Source organism: Rhizobium moroccans, from assembly GCF_057559155.1.
The window spans coordinates 6211-20476 of the sequence record NZ_JBHFJG010000034.1 but is presented as its reverse complement, the minus strand read 5'-3'; the positions used below and the strand labels follow the sequence as shown (position 1 = coordinate 20476).

Here is a 14266-nt window from a genome sequence, read left to right as displayed (position 1 = left end):
AGGTCAGACGACGGCGCCGTTCGAGAAGACCGTCTGCCCGCTGATCCAGGCCCCGTCGCCGCTGCAGAGCACAGCGATCGTATCGGCGATATCGGAAGGCTCGCCGAGACGTCCCATCGGCGTGCGATCGACGAAGCCCTGAATTTGCTGTTCGGTCTTTCCGTCGGTGAAAAGGGTGGTATTGACCAGCCCCGGTGCGACCGCATTGACGGCGACTTTCCGTGTGCCCAGTTCCTTTGCAAGGACACTCGCGTACATATCCTGGACTGCCTTGGTCGCCGCATAGGGGCCATAGGTGGGAGACCGAAGCTGGACGATGCTCGAAGAAAGCGTGATGATGCGCCCGCCGTCGCGCACGCGCCGCGACGCTTCGCGCAGCACGTTGAAGCTGCCTTTGGCATTGACCGCGAACATCCTGTCGAAGTGCTCATCCGTCATGTCGCGGAACGGCGCCAGCCGCATGATGCCGGCGTTGCTCACCACCACGTCGACGCCGCCGAAGGCGCGGTCGTTCTCATCGAACAGGCGCCGAACCGCAGTAGGATCGCTGACGTCGGCCTGGACCCAGATGGCGCGTCCACCGGCGGCTTCGATCTCTCGAACGACGCCCGCCGCAAGGTCGCGGTTGGCCACGCAATTGACCGTGACCGCGTAGCCGTCACCCGCGAGACGCTTGGCGGTCGCCGCACCGATCCCCCTGGAAGAGCCCGTCACCAGCGCGACCTTGCCGTTCGACACCTGAGCCTGCCGAGTGGTTTGAGCGCTGGCCGTGCCCATCGCCATCACGGCGGGAACCAGAGCCGCCGCCGTCAGCACAGTCCGTCGTGGTACATCGTTTCGTTCAGCCATCGGAGTCCCTTTCCTGTTCGAGAAAACTGTAGGGACATCCATACGGCTTGAGAGGATCCGGAACTTGCCAAGCCATGCGTAAAACTTGCCCAATCCTGTAGCTGGGCCGGGACTCTAGGTGATTTCCAGTCGCGTCCACGCTATATTCGATCCGGATCGCTGGAGAGCCCCATGGACGCGCTCAAAGAGGCCGTACGGACCTATGCCACTGCCCAGGCAAACCCTGACGGGCTTGCCCTTACCCCCGTTCCGGGATTGCGGATGATGTGCATCGAGACGCCGCGCGGCGATCTCCATTCCGTCTACCGGCCGCTGATTTGCCTGGTTCTGCAGGGCGCCAAGCTCATGACCGTGGGTCGGGAGCAACGAACCTTCTCCGCCGGGCAGTCGGTGATCGTGAGCGCCGACATGCCGGTCGTCGGGCGTGTCGTGCAGGCCAGCCGGAGCGAGCCCTACCTCGCCGTCGCTGTCGAACTTCAACTGAGAGTCCTTGGCGAACTGACCGCCCACCTGGGCGGTGTCCGGCCGCCGCGTCCTTCCCGGACACGCACTCTCTTTGCCGAGGACACCAACGCCGCCGTTCTGGATTGTGCATTGCGCCTGATGCGGCTGCTGGATCGACCCGAAGCGACACCGCTTCTCCACGATGGAATTATTCGGGAACTGCATTATTGGCTTCTGTCGGGGCAGCATGGCGAAGCGCTGCGGGCGCTTGCCGATCCGACCAGCTATGCAAGCCGTCTCGGCGCTGCCATCGCGATCCTGAGGCAGGACTATCGATCGCGGATCCGGGTCGAGGAGCTTGCGGCGGCAGCGGGCATGAGCCTTACCGCCTTTCACAAGCACTTCAAGCACATGATATCGCTCACCCCAGGTCAGTACCAGAAGCGGTTGCGCCTGATCGAAGCGCGCCGCCTCATGCTGGAGCAAGGTTTTACGGCTACCAGCGCCGCGCTTGAGGTGGGCTATGAGAGCGTCTCGCAGTTCACGCGCGAATATGGCCGCCTGTTCAAGACGCCTCCGAAACGCGACGCCCTCAGGATGCGCGCCTCGTCGCACAAGCCGAATGGAGCAATCCATCCGCTTCCTGCTGCTCAACTGATCGCACCGTGAACCGCTCTGGCTGGTAACGAGTGATCGTTCGCACGCGCCATCAAGGCCTCGTGCCACCATAGTCCGTACGCTTATCGCGCCAGACGGCATGGATGTGCGGCTGGTTGGTCGAGTATGGAGGGTCCATGACCAGCTCTATCCATACCGAAGGTCCATCGATGCGGACGTAGTCACCGGTGCTGGTGAGTGAGGTGGAACCGGAAAAGCTGAGGTAGGTGACGTCGAGCTCGCTCTTATACCGGGCGAGGATCGAGGCAGCGTTCGCGTCGGCAACGTCGTTCACGTACAGACTGATCGCTTTCATCAGCAAAGCGCGTTGCTCTTCGTCCAGTGATGAAACCGCGATCCCCTGCGTCCTGACAGGGAAATTCCAGTCCTTGTTTCTCACTTCGGGGCCCAGCAGGAGGGCGTCCTGCTCATCGGCGAGCTCGGCCGCCGCCCTTTGACGCGGGTCGAGCGAGGCGAGCAGTGCGACGAAGGCTTCCCACTCGTCGAGCTGCGGCCGGAGGGTCGCATCGCCGAGCCGGATGGCACTGTGCGGTTCGATGGCGCGGAACGACGGTGTCGCCCCGACCAGAACCCCGTTCCGATAGGTATTGGTCAGCGCCAGGTGGTGGCCACCGAACTGGAGTTGCCAGATGCCGGTATTCGAGGGTGTTCCGAGAAACGCAATATAAAAGTTGCCCCTGCCGTAACCGCTGCCGCCACCGTTCCGCCCGATCCAGTCGTCGGCGGCCAGGTGCTGCTGGATCTCGTCATAACCCTCGTTCCGCTCGCTGCCGGTGGCTGCGGCAAGCAGGGCGTTCAGCGCATCCCACTGCTCGGCAGAGAGGGTGCTCAGCCTCAGGCCGGTTCGAGCCTGCCTCCGACCGAGCGCCCACTGCGGATAGGTGTGCCACCGGGCAGCGTTGGCCAAGGTGTACTCCTGGAGAAGGGCGGCGCGCTGTGCATCGCTGAGGGTTGCGATGAAGGCATTCGCCTGATCGAGGGCCGCAGCGCCCGAGCCTTCAGAAGGTGCAGGGGCTACAGAGCTGACCGATCCGGTCGTTGACGGCGGTGTCTGTGGCGACGCGGCCTGCTCGGGAGTTTCGGCGGCCATGCACCCGCCTGCGCCGAGGATGAAGATGATTGCGCTTGTCAATGTCGCACGGCGTGCTCCGCTGGCGAATGCAGACATGTTTGCTCTCCGATGTTTATGCGCGGCGACCAGCCAGGGGCCCTGCGCGATGCTGTTACCGGTTGAAGGAATGGGCTTCCGCGGATCGCGGCCGACGTCAGCCGAGTCGCATGGACAACTCGACATCCTCGGCGAAGGGTATGGACATGTAGCCGCTGCCGGAGGACCGCACGTATTCCAGATATTCCGGGCAAAACTCGGCATTGTCCGCGACAATGAACGCGCCGGGGCGAAGCCGGGTCTCCACAAGATGCAGGATATCGGGATAAAGCGCCTTGGCGCCGTCGAGCAGCAACAGGTCGATCGTCTCGGGAAGATCGGCGGCAAGCGTCTTGAGCGCGTCGCCTTCCCGGATTTCCACGATATCGGCAAGGCCGCCCGCGGTCAGGTGTTCGCGTGCCCGCGCCACCTTGGAAGGCTCGAACTCGCTGGTGATCAGGTGGCCGCCGCCGTTGTCTCTGAGTGCGGCGGCAAGATGCAAGGTCGAGATGCCGAACGAGGTTCCGAATTCCACGATCGTCCGCGCGCGGCAAGCTCGCGCCAGCATGTAGATGAGCTTGCCGGTCTCGCGCGATACAGGAAGCCAAAGATCCTTCAGGCGCCCATAGAGATCGAGATATTCGGTCTTGCTCCGCATCAGCCGCTCGCGCTCTTCGCGTGAGAACTCGGCCGCGGCGGGGCTCGTCGCCGCAGCGGCCTCTTCGAACAAGCGGTCCAACAGAGGTGCAAGCGGGGCGGTTGTAAGGGTGGTCATCGAGGTCTCTCCGGTCAATCGTGGGCATTTCCTTGTGCTGAGCCAGAAAATACGATTGATTGCTCGCGTTTTCTATTCGCGTTACCGGAGCGCTGCATGACCGATCGCCCAAGTGCTAGAGTTTCCTCACGAAAACAGCCCAAGCAAGCGCGATCGACCGAGCTCGTCGCGACGATCCTCGAGGCGGCTGTTCAGGTTTTGGCGAAGGAAGGCGCTCAGCGCTTCACCACGGCGCGTGTCGCTGAGAAGGCCGGCGTCAGCATCGGATCGCTGTATCAGTATTTCCCGAACAAGGCGGCGATCCTCTTCCGGCTCCAGAGCGACGAATGGCGACAAACCACCGAGATGCTCAGCTCGATCCTCGGTGATGTCTCCAGACCTGCGCTCGAGCGGCTGCGCACCCTGGTCCATGCCTTCATCCGCTCAGAATGTGATGAGGCTGCGGTTCGCGTGGCGCTCGACGACGCCGCCCCTCTCTATCGGGATGCGCCCGAAGCGCGGGAGGTACGGGCGGAGGGGGACCGCATCTTCGAAGCCTTCATGCGGGAAGTGCTGCCGAAAGCCTCAGACGCGACGCGCGAACTGGTCGGGGAACTGATCACAGCGACGCTGAGCACGGTTGGAAAACAATTCTCGGAAACACCACGAACCACGTCCGAGATCGAGGCCTATGCCGACGCCATGGCTGATATGTTTTGCGCCTACGTCAGGAGTCTGACGCGCGGTTGAGGTCCATGCCGGGATGAAACCTGATCGGTCGCAGGCGATCATCTCCGCAGAACGGGATGATCGCCTGCCATATTGCTCGGAGCGGCGGTCCGAGGGCTCAGGCCTGCATTTCTTTTTCCCACCAGCCGCGGGTGTTCACGTTAGCCGCATCGGCGAGAGCTTCCAGCTCCGCGATGTCGTCGCTGGAGAGCGTCATGCTGGTGGCCCGGACCAGACCATCGATGTAGCTGGGTTTGGTGATGCCGATGATCGGCGTCGTGCCCTTGGCAATAGCCCAGGCCGTCGCGACATCGGGCGCTGCCGCACCCTGCCTCTGGCCGATCGAGGCGAGCTTGTCCGTCAGCGCCTTCAGCTGAGGCAGCATGCCATTGTAAGCCTCCGCCCGGTTGCTGCCTTCCGGCAGCGGGTTCTCCAAATTGTAGTTCCCGCTCAGGGCGCCCTGTTCAAGCACCATATAGGCGAAGAACGGGATACCGTGGCTGCGGCAGTAGTCCAGGATGCCGGCATGCTCGGAGCTGCGGTAGAGGAGGCTATAGTGGTTCTGGATGGCTTCGACCCGGAACCCGGCTTCTCCGAGGATCTGGTTGGCGAGTTCGATTTCGCTGAGGTTGTGATTCGAGACGCCCACATGTTTGACCTTCCCGCTCTTCAGCAACGGGATCAGGCAAGGAGTCCACCGCGCCACGTCGGCTGGATTGTGAATCCAGTAGAGGTCGATGTAATCGGTACCGAGGCGTGCCAGGCTCTGCTCCAGCATATCCGCCACCGGATTATCGCCGGTCCCCGCGGCCTGTGGGGTGAATTTCGTGGAGAGCTGATAGTCGCTGCGGGCGTAGCGCTTCAGGACCTTCCCGAGCACGGTCTCTGAACGGCCCATGCCGTATACCACGGCGGTATCCCAGAGGGTGAAGCCGGCCGCATGCGCCTTGTCCGCGACCTCTTCCAGGCCAGCCTGAGTGAGGTTGCTGCCGAAATAGCCCTCGCCAGTCTCGCCGCCGTCGCCCCAAGCCCATGTGCCCAGCGCGACCTTGGGTGTCTTCAGTTTATCGCTTGTCATGTCTGCTCCATACTTGTTCACTTGTCCTGCGGCTTGGTTTGCGTGACCCAGCGCCGCTGACACTGTGATGCGCGGCGCGGCCGAACCGTTAGCCTGATGCGCCGAGATTACTGCCCAATCCTCCAGAAGCCGAGCGGATCCGCCTTGCCGCCCTCCAGCCCACATGCGATGGTCCCGCACATGGAAACACTGACCGAAATCGCCGCCGTGATTGCCCGGCACGTCTCGAAGGACGGCTTCCACGCCACCCCCATCGAACGTGTAACGCTTGTTCGATCCTCCACGGTGACGATGCCGATGCCGAATGTCTATCGGCCGCAACTGTGCTTCGTTGCGCAGGGGCAAAAGGAGGTCACGCTGGGCGACCGCGTGTTCAGATATGCACCGGGGCGTTATGGGGTCGTGACCCACGACCTGCCGGTGATAGGCCATGTGGTCGAGGCGACACCTGACAAGCCCTATCTCTGCCTATACCTCGATTTCGATCCGGTCATGCTGGGGCAGTTGGCGTTGCGCGTTCCGCCGCCGGCAGCGCCCTCTCCGCCCATAGGCAAGACGGTGTCCGACGCCGGCACCAGCCTGCTCGACGCGGTGCTACGCCTCTTACGCCTGCTCGACGATCCGGCAGCGCTGCCCGTGCTCGGGCCGCTTGCCGAACAGGAAATTCTCTATCGCCTGCTCGCGGGCCCGGACGGCGCAAGGATGCGCCACATCACCTCCAGCCAGGGTCGGGTGGCTCAGGTCGGCCGCGCCATCGCCTGGATCGGTCAGAACTTCCGGGAACGGTTCAGCATCGAGCGGCTTGCCGCGGAAGTGGGCATGAGTACGTCGAGTCTGCACGAGCATTTCCGCGCCGTGACGGCGATGACGCCGCTGCAATTCCAGAAACAGCTCCGGCTGCAGGATGCGCGAAGCCTGATGCTGGTCCAGGACATCGACGCCACGACTGCCGCCTTCCACGTGGGTTACGAAAGCCCGTCGCAGTTCACGCGCGAATATCGCCGCCATTTTGGAGAACCGCCGGCGCGCGACATCGCTCGCTTGCGCGCTTCGCCGGGCCTGGCAGTGGTCGCTTGAGTTCAGCCTGCCGATGTCGGTGTATTGAATCCAAAGGCAAGGAGCTCCAGGTCGCATAGCGAGGGAATTCACCGCCCCCCCGCATTCCCGCCTGCATCCTCACGGTTTCGCGACCTCTTGGCTCGCATAGCAATCGCACCGCTTCGCGATGATACTCGACCCTACACGAGTCCGCTTAGGGGCCGGATGCGAGACCTTACATCGCTCGTCGAGCCCCAGGCGGAGTCACCTAACCCGCTGACACTTGGCTGATCCCGGTATCGATCCAAACCCTAGTCTGTGCCAGCACCTCATCCGAAAGCGCGGGATCGTCGATGGCCCGAGCGAGGACCACTGCCCCTACCATCGCCGCCCAGCTTCCGATTGCCGCGCGGCGCCTGTCTGCCCCGCTCATCTCCGGGAGCGCTGTGCTGATGCGATCGATCTGTGATCGAAGACCTTCCGTCATCGCCGCGCGTGCCGCCGCAGTCTGGTGGCGGATATCCGCAGCCAGACCCGCCGTCGGACAGCCATCGGCGGCGTTGTCCCGGTGGGTCGGCGAAAGGTAGGCGTCGAGAGAGGCGCGGAGATCGCCTCCTCCGCCGGCATCCGCAGCAAGGACATGAGCAAGGGTCTGCGCGATCAGGTCGTCCTTCGAGCTGAAATGGCCATAGAAGCCGCCATGGGTGAGGCCTGCCGCTTTCATTACCTCCGCCACGCTGACCGCATCGAACCCCTTGTCGCGAAACAGCCGGCTGGCGACATCCAAAATCCGGCGGCGGTTCTCCGCCATCTGCTCTCGACTGACCTTCATTCCAATATTCTCCGCCGGCCACGTTGACTTTACATGATGTTCATCATATTTACCATCAATCATGATGATCGTCATGAATATAGGTTCAATCAGAAAAGAGAGCAATCCCATGCCCGCAATTCCCTCAGTTCTCATCACCGGTGCCTCCACCGGTATCGGAGCTTCTTATGCCGAGCGGTTCGCCCGCCGCGGGCATGACCTCGTGCTGGTTGCCCGTGACGTGGATCGAATGGGGGCATTGGCAGACCGTCTGCGTCAGGAACACGGCGTGGCGGTCGACATCATTCGGACCGATCTCACGCAGCCAGCGGATATTGCAACGATAGAGACGCGGCTGCGCGACGACGCCCGCATCGGGATTCTCGTCAACAATGCCGGAACGGCCATCGGAGGAAGCTTCATCGAGCAGAGCACGGACGACGTTACGCGGCTCGTGGCACTCAACACGACCGCACTTCTGCGGCTTGCCAGCGCCATCGCCCCGCGCCTTGCGGCGGCCGGCGAAGGCGCGATCGTCAACATAGGCTCCGTGGTCGGCCTGGCGCCGGAGTTCGGCATGACGGTCTACGGCGCGACCAAGGCCTTCGTGCTGTTTCTGTCGCAGGGGCTCAGCCTCGAGCTCGGGCCGAAGGGCGTCTACGTCCAGGCGGTACTCCCCGCCACGACCCGAACCGAGATCTGGGGCCACATCGGCGCCGACGTCGACACGCTTTCCAACGTGATGGAGGTGGACGATCTGGTTGATGCGGCGCTGGTCGGGTTCGACCGCCGCGAACCGGTGACCATCCCGCCGCTTCCCGACGCCGGTCAGTGGGACGCGCTTCAGGCCGCGCGCCAGGCTATGATCCCCAACTACGGTAACCAGCATCCCGCCGAGCGGTATCGCAAAATTGCCTGAACATCAGACCGAACCATTTCGATGTCCGGAATCTGGAGAACAGACCATCATGAAGGCCTTCATTCTCGACAAATACAAGAAGAAGGGCACCTTGCGCTTCGGCGACATGCCAGAGCCGACGTTGCGGGATGACGATGTCCTCGTCGAGATTCACGCAGCCGGGCTCAATCTCCTGGATTCCAAAGTCCGGGATGGCGAGTTCAAGCTCATCCTGCCCTATCGCCTGCCCTTCATCCTGGGGCACGACGTGGCTGGAACCGTAGTTCGGGTCGGATCGAAGGTCGATCGATTCAAGCCGGGCGACGAGGTCTATGCACGGCCCCGCGATGGCCGGATCGGAACGTTCGCGGAATTCATTGCCATGAACGAAGCTGACGTGGCACTGAAGCCCAGGAACCTCAGCATGGAGGAAGCGGCCTCCATCCCGCTGGTGGGGCTGACCGCCTGGCAGGTACTGGTCGAGCGAGCCGGTCTGCGAAAAGGGCAAAAGGTTCTCATCCACGCCGGCTCCGGCGGCGTGGGGACATTCGCCATTCAGCTTGCCAAGCATCTCGGCGCGACGGTCGCCACGACGACCAGCACGGCAAATGTCGAACTGGCCAGAAGCCTCGGCGCCGATATCATCATCGACTACAAGAAGCAGGATTTCGAGAAAGTCCTGTCCGGCTACGACGTAGTGCTGAACAGTCTGGACGGCGACACGCTTCAAAGATCCTTGGATGTGCTGAAGTCCGGCGGTAAGCTGATCTCGATCTCCGGCCCGCCGGATCCCGATTTTGCCAGGGAACAGGGATTGAACTGGATCCTGCGTCAGGTTTTGCGCCTTCTGAGCTTCGGCATCCGCAGGAAAGCCAAGGCCCGGCAGATCAGCTATTCGTTCCTGTTCATGCGGGCGAACGGCGGGCAGTTGGGCCAGATCACATCGCTGATCGAAGCCGGGACCATTCGCCCCGTCATGGACCGGGTCTTCCCGTTCGAAGCGACCAACGAAGCCATGGCTTACATTGAGACGGGACGGTCAAAGGGCAAGGTCGTCGTCAAGATCCGATAGCGAGAAGAACCTGGCTAAGTCTCATCCCAAGAACAGCATGATCATGTGGAAGGTGCGCCGGCTAAAAGCATCGATGTTGCAGGCGACCTGGCGCGCCGCCTACCGAATGCCGAACTCGTCCTTCAGGCTTCCGTGAGGAACCTCCAGCACGTTCAAGCTTCCATCAGCTTCGTGGACAGGAATTCGATGAAGCGCTGGGTCTTGGCCGGGATAAGACGCGTTTCGGTGACGGCGTAGATGCTGACCGGCGATCCTTGCCATTCGGGCAGGATGCGCCGGAGCCGGCCATGGGCCAGGTCTTCGGCGACGATCTTCTCGGGCAGCAGGGCGATTCCCTGGTGGTTGACCGCAAGCGCGCTCATCATCCCGACGCTGTTCAGCGTGAAGCGGCCGCGAACACCGACATCGACGGTCTCGGTGCCCCGGTGCAGGGTCCAGCTCGAGCTTCGCGGCATGCAAAGACATTCATGCTCCGCCAGATCTGCCGGCGTCGTGGGCTCGCCTGACGCTTCGATATAGCCGGGGGACGCATAGAGGTGGCGCGAATGCCGCCCGATCAGGCGGGCGATCAGACCGGAATCTTCAAGCTTGCCGATGCGGATCGCCACATCGAACGGCTCCGTCACCAGATCGACGCGGCGCGGGGTCAGATCGAATTCGAATGTGATGCCGGGATAGTGCCGCGCGAAATCGGCGATGATCGGCGTGAGGTAAAGAGTGGCCAGATCGACCGGGAGCGAAACTCGGATCACACCGCTCGGCTGCTCCAGCATTGCGCCGAGCTGTTCGTGCGCGAGCCGTGCCTCGTCGACGATGCGCTTGCTTCGTTCATAATAGATCTGGCCGGCCTCGGTGAGTTCGATCTTGCGCGTCGTCCGGTGCAGGAGCCTCAGTCCGATGACCTTTTCCAATTCGCCTATGCGTCGTGACAAGGTCGAGTTGGGCATGCCGAGAGCCTCCGCGGCCTTCCGGAAGCTCCTTACTCTCGCCACCTCCACGAACAGGGCCATATCGTTCAGATGGCTCACCTGATTGCTCCATTTGTGGAAAACTGATTTCAATAATACCGGATTTATCCCACTAAAGGAATAGTGGACAAGAAGCTCCAATCAATGGAGAACCTCGATGAATCCACTATTCACCTCTGTCCGCGTCGGCCGCTACACTCTGCCGAACCGCCTCGTCATGGCGCCCATGACCCGCAGCCGCGCCGCCTTCGACGGCACGCCGGGAGAACTGGCCGCCGAATATTATGCCCAGCGCGCCGGCCTCGGCCTGATCGTCACCGAGGGCACCCAACCTTCGGACGACGGCCAGGGCTATCTCACCACCCCCGGCATCTACATGCCCGCACACGTCGCCGGCTGGCGGAAGATCAGCTCCGCCGTGCACGACAAGGGCGGTCGCATCTTCATCCAGCTCATGCACGCCGGGCGCATGTCGCATCCCGACAACACGCCGCATCATCGCCAGGGCGTCGCACCGTCCGCGATCGCGCCGGGAACGGGCATGTTCACCATGACGGGAATGCAGGACATTCCAACGCCGCGCGCGCTGACGGCCGAAGAGGTGCGCCGGACCGTCGCCGATTTCCGCCACGCTGCCCGCTCGGCGATCGAGGCCGGCGCCGACGGCGTCGAGATTCATGGCGCAAACGCCTACCTCGTCCAGCAGTTCTTCGCGCCGAGCGCCAACACGCGCACGGACGAATATGGCGGCTCCATCGAAAACCGCGCCCGTTTCGCCATCGAGGTCGCGACCGCAATCGCCGAAGAGATCGGCGCGGACCGCACCGCGATCCGCCTGTCGCCGGGTGCGACCCTGTGGGGGATCGACGAAGGCGCCGAAGGGCCGAATCTCTATCGACACCTGATCGCCGAACTCGGCAAGCTCGGGCTCGCCTATGTGCACATCATGCACCAGGGCAACGAGCCGCTTCTCGCAGACATTCGCAAGCTCTGGCGCCAGCCGCTGATCCTCAACCGTCCGGGTCATCCGCGCGAGCAGATCGGCGCCGACGTGGCTTCGGGCCTGGCCGATCTCGAAGCCTATGGCCAGATGGTTCTTGCCAATCCGGATTTCGTCTCGCGGCTGAAGGCCGATGCGGCGATGAATGAGGCGGACCCAAGCACCTACTTCGGCGGCTCCGCACAGGGCTACATCGATTACCCCGCCCTGAGCGCCCGGGCCTGACAGGAGGCTAGATTGAATCAATCAACCGCAAGTTCAAGCGCGACGGCGAAAAGGAAGATCCTGGTCGTCGGCGCAACGGGGTTCCTCGGAGCCAAGATTCTCCGCAACCTGGCGCAAGATGCGAGTGTTGCCGTCGTTGCGATGTCACGTAAGGGCGCGCCCTCGAATGAGAGCGCCGATGTCGAATGGGTGCGCGGCGACATGATGGACCCTGCATCACTGGATCGTGCATTGCAGGATGTGGACGTCGTCGTCAGCTCGGCCAACAGTTACATGAAGGGAAGCCTCGACACGGATTTCCAGGGCAACAAGAATCTCATAGAGGCTGCGGCAAGAGCCGATGTCGGCCGGTTTGTCTTTCTCAGCATCGTCAGCAGCGAGGCTGCGTCGGCGGTGCCGCATTTCCACGCCAAGAAAGTGGCCGAGGATCTGATCAAGGCCTCCGGAGTGCCATATGTATTTGTCCGCGCGCCCACATTTCTCGATCAGAGCACGGACTACATTGCGAAGGGTGTGAAAGCTGGCCGGTTCCTGGCGATGGGCGATAAGACCACGAGATGGTCTTATGTTCTGACGGATGATCTGGCCTCATATCTCGCCAAAGCGGCGGCGTTTCCTGGGAGTGAGATCGACAATCAGACGATCGATGTCGGCTGGCGCGACGGCCCAAAGAGCCAGCAGGAGGTCGCCGATATCATCTCCGAGGTTACCAAGAGACGTCTCAAAGTGCGGGTCGTGCCCTGGCTGGTTTTCCGCTTGCTCGCTCGCCCGGTAAAGCTGTTTTCCGAGCTTGGATATGATCTGATCCAGATGTTCCTGTTCTTCAAGAAGGGCGTCTATGTTTCGAACATTTCGAAGCAAGAGCAGTTCTTTGGGCCCGCACCTACACCCCGAGATGCGATCACGCGATGGGCGAGAAGCAATCAGCTCATTTCGTGAAGCATAAGGGGCCGGCGTTTCGCCGGCTCCTCCATCCATTGCAGATCCAACCCGGCCGGGCGAACCGCCGTCAGACCCTAAGACCCCATTATTCTTCTCATCGTGGTCCTTTGCATCGATCGTGGCGTCAGACGGTTTGAAAAGGCGGCCATCTTGTTCAACAGGCCTGCAACCACCATGGCCTTTCCTGCCGAGAGTGCCCGAATACCGCTCGCGGCGACCGGACGTGGTTTCATGGTGAGGAGACGCAATAAGCCCGAGGCGGTTGCGCCAGCCGCCGCATCGAACCCGGTCGTAGTGTGCCCGGGGCAAAGGGTGGTCACGACCACACCACGCGGGCGGAGCTCGTCATGCAGGGCCTCGCCAAGGGCGAGCACATAAGCCTTGGTCGCCGCATAAGCCGCGTAGCTGGGGACAGCCTGGAACGCCAGGAGACTGGCAATGAGAAGGATATGTCCAGATCGCCGCGCAGCCATGTCGCGGCCGAAGAGATAGGTCAGCTCGGTGACCGCCGTGATGTCCAGCTGGATCATATCCACGGTGCGCTCGATCGGGGTTTCCAGGAAATCGCCATGCAGACCGTATCCCGCGTTGTTCAGCAGGATATCGATCGCTACCGATCTCGCGTCGAGATCGCTTTTCAGGCGACCGGCCGCGCCGGGCGAGGCAAGATCGATCGCCTCGACCAGCACATCCACCCCGTATCTGCGGCGAAGATCGGAGGCGAGCTTTTCCATCGGCTCCCGCCGGCGGGCCGCCAAAACGAGATTGACCTTCTGCGCCGCCAGCAGATCCGCAAATTCAAGGCCGAGGCCGCTCGATGCTCCTGTGATCAGCGCCCATTTTCCAGCGAAGCTGTTCACGGCTGCGTCGGGAGCGCCCGCTGTCGAGCCGGTTGTTTTTTTCGACATCATTCTCTCATCTATTTGTTGGGTTGGGAAAAGCAGGAAGAGGTAAGGCTTCGGTCATGGGCGCCTCTCCCGGTGCTCGCGCCGGCGAGCCTGTCCATCCCAGCGCCGGAACAGCGCGCTGGCGTTGACGCCTCCGAAGCCGAAGCCGTTGGAGATCGCATAGTCCATCTCCGTCGGCCGGGCCTGGTTCGCTACGAAATCGATCCCGCCACCGGCCGGGTCAGGCTCGCTCAGATTGAGGGTCGGCGGGGCTACCTGATTCCTGAGCGCCAGGATCGCGAAAATGGCGCCAAGTCCGCCGGCGGCGCCGAGCAGGTGCCCGGTCGCAGACTTCGTACCGCTGACGGCTATGGCGGAATCCGTGCCGAAAACCCTTTTGATCGCCTCGATCTCCCCCCGGTCGCCGACCGGCGTCGAGGTCGCATGCGCATTGAGATGGCGAACCTCACGCGGCGAAATGCCGGCCTGGCGAATAGCGATCTCCATGGCTTGGCGCGCTCCGTCGCCGTCCTCGGGACCGGAGGTGAGATGATAAGCATCCGCTGTCGTTCCATAGCCGACGAGCTCGGCGAGCGGTTTCGCGCCGCGCGCAAGCGCATGGCTCAACGACTCGATGACCAGTATGCCGGCGCCTTCGCCCATGACGAAGCCATCCCGCGACGTATCGAAGGGTCGCGAGGCTTGAGCCGGCGTCTCATTGAAACCGGTGGAAAGGGAACGGGCGG

Annotated in this window: 15 protein-coding genes; 7 read left to right on the top strand and 8 right to left on the bottom strand. The window is 62.5% G+C overall.

The window, feature by feature from the left end; all coding sequences use genetic code 11:
- Positions 1–3: 3 nt before the first annotated feature.
- A complete protein-coding gene (locus ACE04I_RS16830; RefSeq protein ID WP_487207326.1) occupies positions 4–849 on the bottom strand; it encodes an SDR family oxidoreductase in 846 nt (281 codons plus the stop codon).
- A 171-nt stretch (positions 850–1020) separates the two neighbouring features.
- Here ACE04I_RS16830 and ACE04I_RS16825 point away from each other — a divergent pair, with 171 nt between their 5' ends.
- Entirely contained in the window at positions 1021–1962 is a 942-nt protein-coding gene (locus tag ACE04I_RS16825; RefSeq protein WP_487207325.1) for an AraC family transcriptional regulator, read from the top strand.
- A 40-nt stretch (positions 1963–2002) separates the two neighbouring features.
- On the opposite strand, the gene ACE04I_RS16820 is transcribed toward ACE04I_RS16825, so the two are convergent.
- Positions 2003–3139, bottom strand: a complete 1137-nt coding sequence (locus ACE04I_RS16820; RefSeq protein ID WP_487207324.1) for a DUF3500 domain-containing protein — start codon at positions 3137–3139, stop codon at positions 2003–2005.
- A gap of 97 nt (positions 3140–3236) precedes the next feature.
- Positions 3237–3893, bottom strand: coding sequence for an O-methyltransferase (locus tag ACE04I_RS16815; RefSeq protein WP_487207323.1), 657 nt, complete (start codon positions 3891–3893; stop codon positions 3237–3239).
- Positions 3894–3989: 96 nt separating this feature from the next.
- Between ACE04I_RS16815 and ACE04I_RS16810 the strand changes: the two genes are divergently transcribed.
- A complete protein-coding gene (locus ACE04I_RS16810) occupies positions 3990–4622 on the top strand; it encodes a TetR/AcrR family transcriptional regulator (protein ID WP_487207322.1) in 633 nt (210 codons plus the stop codon).
- A 97-nt stretch (positions 4623–4719) separates the two neighbouring features.
- Here ACE04I_RS16810 and ACE04I_RS16805 read toward each other — a convergent pair whose 3' ends face one another.
- Positions 4720–5679 (bottom strand): aldo/keto reductase, encoded by a 960-nt coding sequence (locus ACE04I_RS16805; RefSeq protein WP_487207321.1) that lies wholly within the window; start codon positions 5677–5679, stop codon positions 4720–4722.
- A gap of 180 nt (positions 5680–5859) precedes the next feature.
- Here ACE04I_RS16805 and ACE04I_RS16800 point away from each other — a divergent pair, with 180 nt between their 5' ends.
- Positions 5860–6756, top strand: a complete 897-nt coding sequence (locus tag ACE04I_RS16800) for an AraC family transcriptional regulator (protein ID WP_487207320.1) — start codon at positions 5860–5862, stop codon at positions 6754–6756.
- Between the two features lie 229 nt (positions 6757–6985).
- Here ACE04I_RS16800 and ACE04I_RS16795 read toward each other — a convergent pair whose 3' ends face one another.
- Entirely contained in the window at positions 6986–7549 is a 564-nt protein-coding gene (locus tag ACE04I_RS16795) for a TetR/AcrR family transcriptional regulator (RefSeq protein ID WP_487207327.1), read from the bottom strand.
- Positions 7550–7658: 109 nt separating this feature from the next.
- Here ACE04I_RS16795 and ACE04I_RS16790 point away from each other — a divergent pair, with 109 nt between their 5' ends.
- Complete coding sequence (locus ACE04I_RS16790) at positions 7659–8447, top strand: SDR family NAD(P)-dependent oxidoreductase (RefSeq protein ID WP_487207319.1); 789 nt, start codon at positions 7659–7661, stop codon at positions 8445–8447.
- A 49-nt stretch (positions 8448–8496) separates the two neighbouring features.
- Entirely contained in the window at positions 8497–9498 is a 1002-nt protein-coding gene (locus ACE04I_RS16785; RefSeq protein WP_487207318.1) for an NADP-dependent oxidoreductase, read from the top strand.
- Between the two features lie 152 nt (positions 9499–9650).
- Here the strand turns inward: ACE04I_RS16785 and ACE04I_RS16780 are convergent, their stop codons facing one another.
- Positions 9651–10526 (bottom strand): LysR family transcriptional regulator, encoded by an 876-nt coding sequence (locus tag ACE04I_RS16780; protein ID WP_487207317.1) that lies wholly within the window; start codon positions 10524–10526, stop codon positions 9651–9653.
- Between the two features lie 97 nt (positions 10527–10623).
- Here ACE04I_RS16780 and ACE04I_RS16775 point away from each other — a divergent pair, with 97 nt between their 5' ends.
- Together ACE04I_RS16775 and ACE04I_RS16770 are read left to right on the top strand one after the other, a co-directional pair.
- Entirely contained in the window at positions 10624–11691 is a 1068-nt protein-coding gene (locus ACE04I_RS16775) for an alkene reductase (protein ID WP_487207316.1), read from the top strand.
- Positions 11692–11703: 12 nt separating this feature from the next.
- On the top strand, positions 11704–12630 hold the full coding sequence (locus ACE04I_RS16770) for an SDR family oxidoreductase (RefSeq protein WP_487207315.1): 927 nt from the start codon (positions 11704–11706) through the stop codon (positions 12628–12630).
- A gap of 77 nt (positions 12631–12707) precedes the next feature.
- On the opposite strand, the gene ACE04I_RS16765 is transcribed toward ACE04I_RS16770, so the two are convergent.
- The gene (locus ACE04I_RS16765) at positions 12708–13541 is read right to left on the bottom strand and encodes an SDR family NAD(P)-dependent oxidoreductase (protein ID WP_487207314.1); all 834 of its coding nucleotides are present in this window, start codon (positions 13539–13541) and stop codon (positions 12708–12710) included.
- 54 nt (positions 13542–13595) lie between these two features.
- On the bottom strand, positions 13596–14266 hold a 671-nt coding region (locus ACE04I_RS16760; RefSeq protein ID WP_487207313.1), incomplete at its 5' end, for a beta-ketoacyl synthase N-terminal-like domain-containing protein.

Excerpts from the sequence above, each read along its gene's own strand:
- ACE04I_RS16805 (WP_487207321.1), bottom strand. The coding sequence starts at position 5,679 with ATGACAAGCGATAAACTGAAGACACCCAAGGTCGCGCTGGGCACATGG.
- ACE04I_RS16765 (WP_487207314.1), bottom strand. The coding sequence starts at position 13,541 with ATGTCGAAAAAAACAACCGGCTCGACAGCGGGCGCTCCCGACGCAGCC.
- ACE04I_RS16800 (WP_487207320.1), top strand. The coding sequence starts at position 5,860 with ATGGAAACACTGACCGAAATCGCCGCCGTGATTGCCCGGCACGTCTCG.
- ACE04I_RS16785 (WP_487207318.1), top strand. The coding sequence starts at position 8,497 with ATGAAGGCCTTCATTCTCGACAAATACAAGAAGAAGGGCACCTTGCGC.
- ACE04I_RS16775 (WP_487207316.1), top strand. The coding sequence starts at position 10,624 with ATGAATCCACTATTCACCTCTGTCCGCGTCGGCCGCTACACTCTGCCG.
- ACE04I_RS16810 (WP_487207322.1), top strand. The coding sequence starts at position 3,990 with ATGACCGATCGCCCAAGTGCTAGAGTTTCCTCACGAAAACAGCCCAAG.
- ACE04I_RS16820 (WP_487207324.1), bottom strand. The coding sequence starts at position 3,139 with ATGTCTGCATTCGCCAGCGGAGCACGCCGTGCGACATTGACAAGCGCA.
- ACE04I_RS16825 (WP_487207325.1), top strand. The coding sequence starts at position 1,021 with ATGGACGCGCTCAAAGAGGCCGTACGGACCTATGCCACTGCCCAGGCA.
- ACE04I_RS16815 (WP_487207323.1), bottom strand. The coding sequence starts at position 3,893 with ATGACCACCCTTACAACCGCCCCGCTTGCACCTCTGTTGGACCGCTTG.
- ACE04I_RS16830 (WP_487207326.1), bottom strand. The coding sequence starts at position 849 with ATGGCTGAACGAAACGATGTACCACGACGGACTGTGCTGACGGCGGCG.
- ACE04I_RS16795 (WP_487207327.1), bottom strand. The coding sequence starts at position 7,549 with ATGAAGGTCAGTCGAGAGCAGATGGCGGAGAACCGCCGCCGGATTTTG.
- ACE04I_RS16790 (WP_487207319.1), top strand. The coding sequence starts at position 7,659 with ATGCCCGCAATTCCCTCAGTTCTCATCACCGGTGCCTCCACCGGTATC.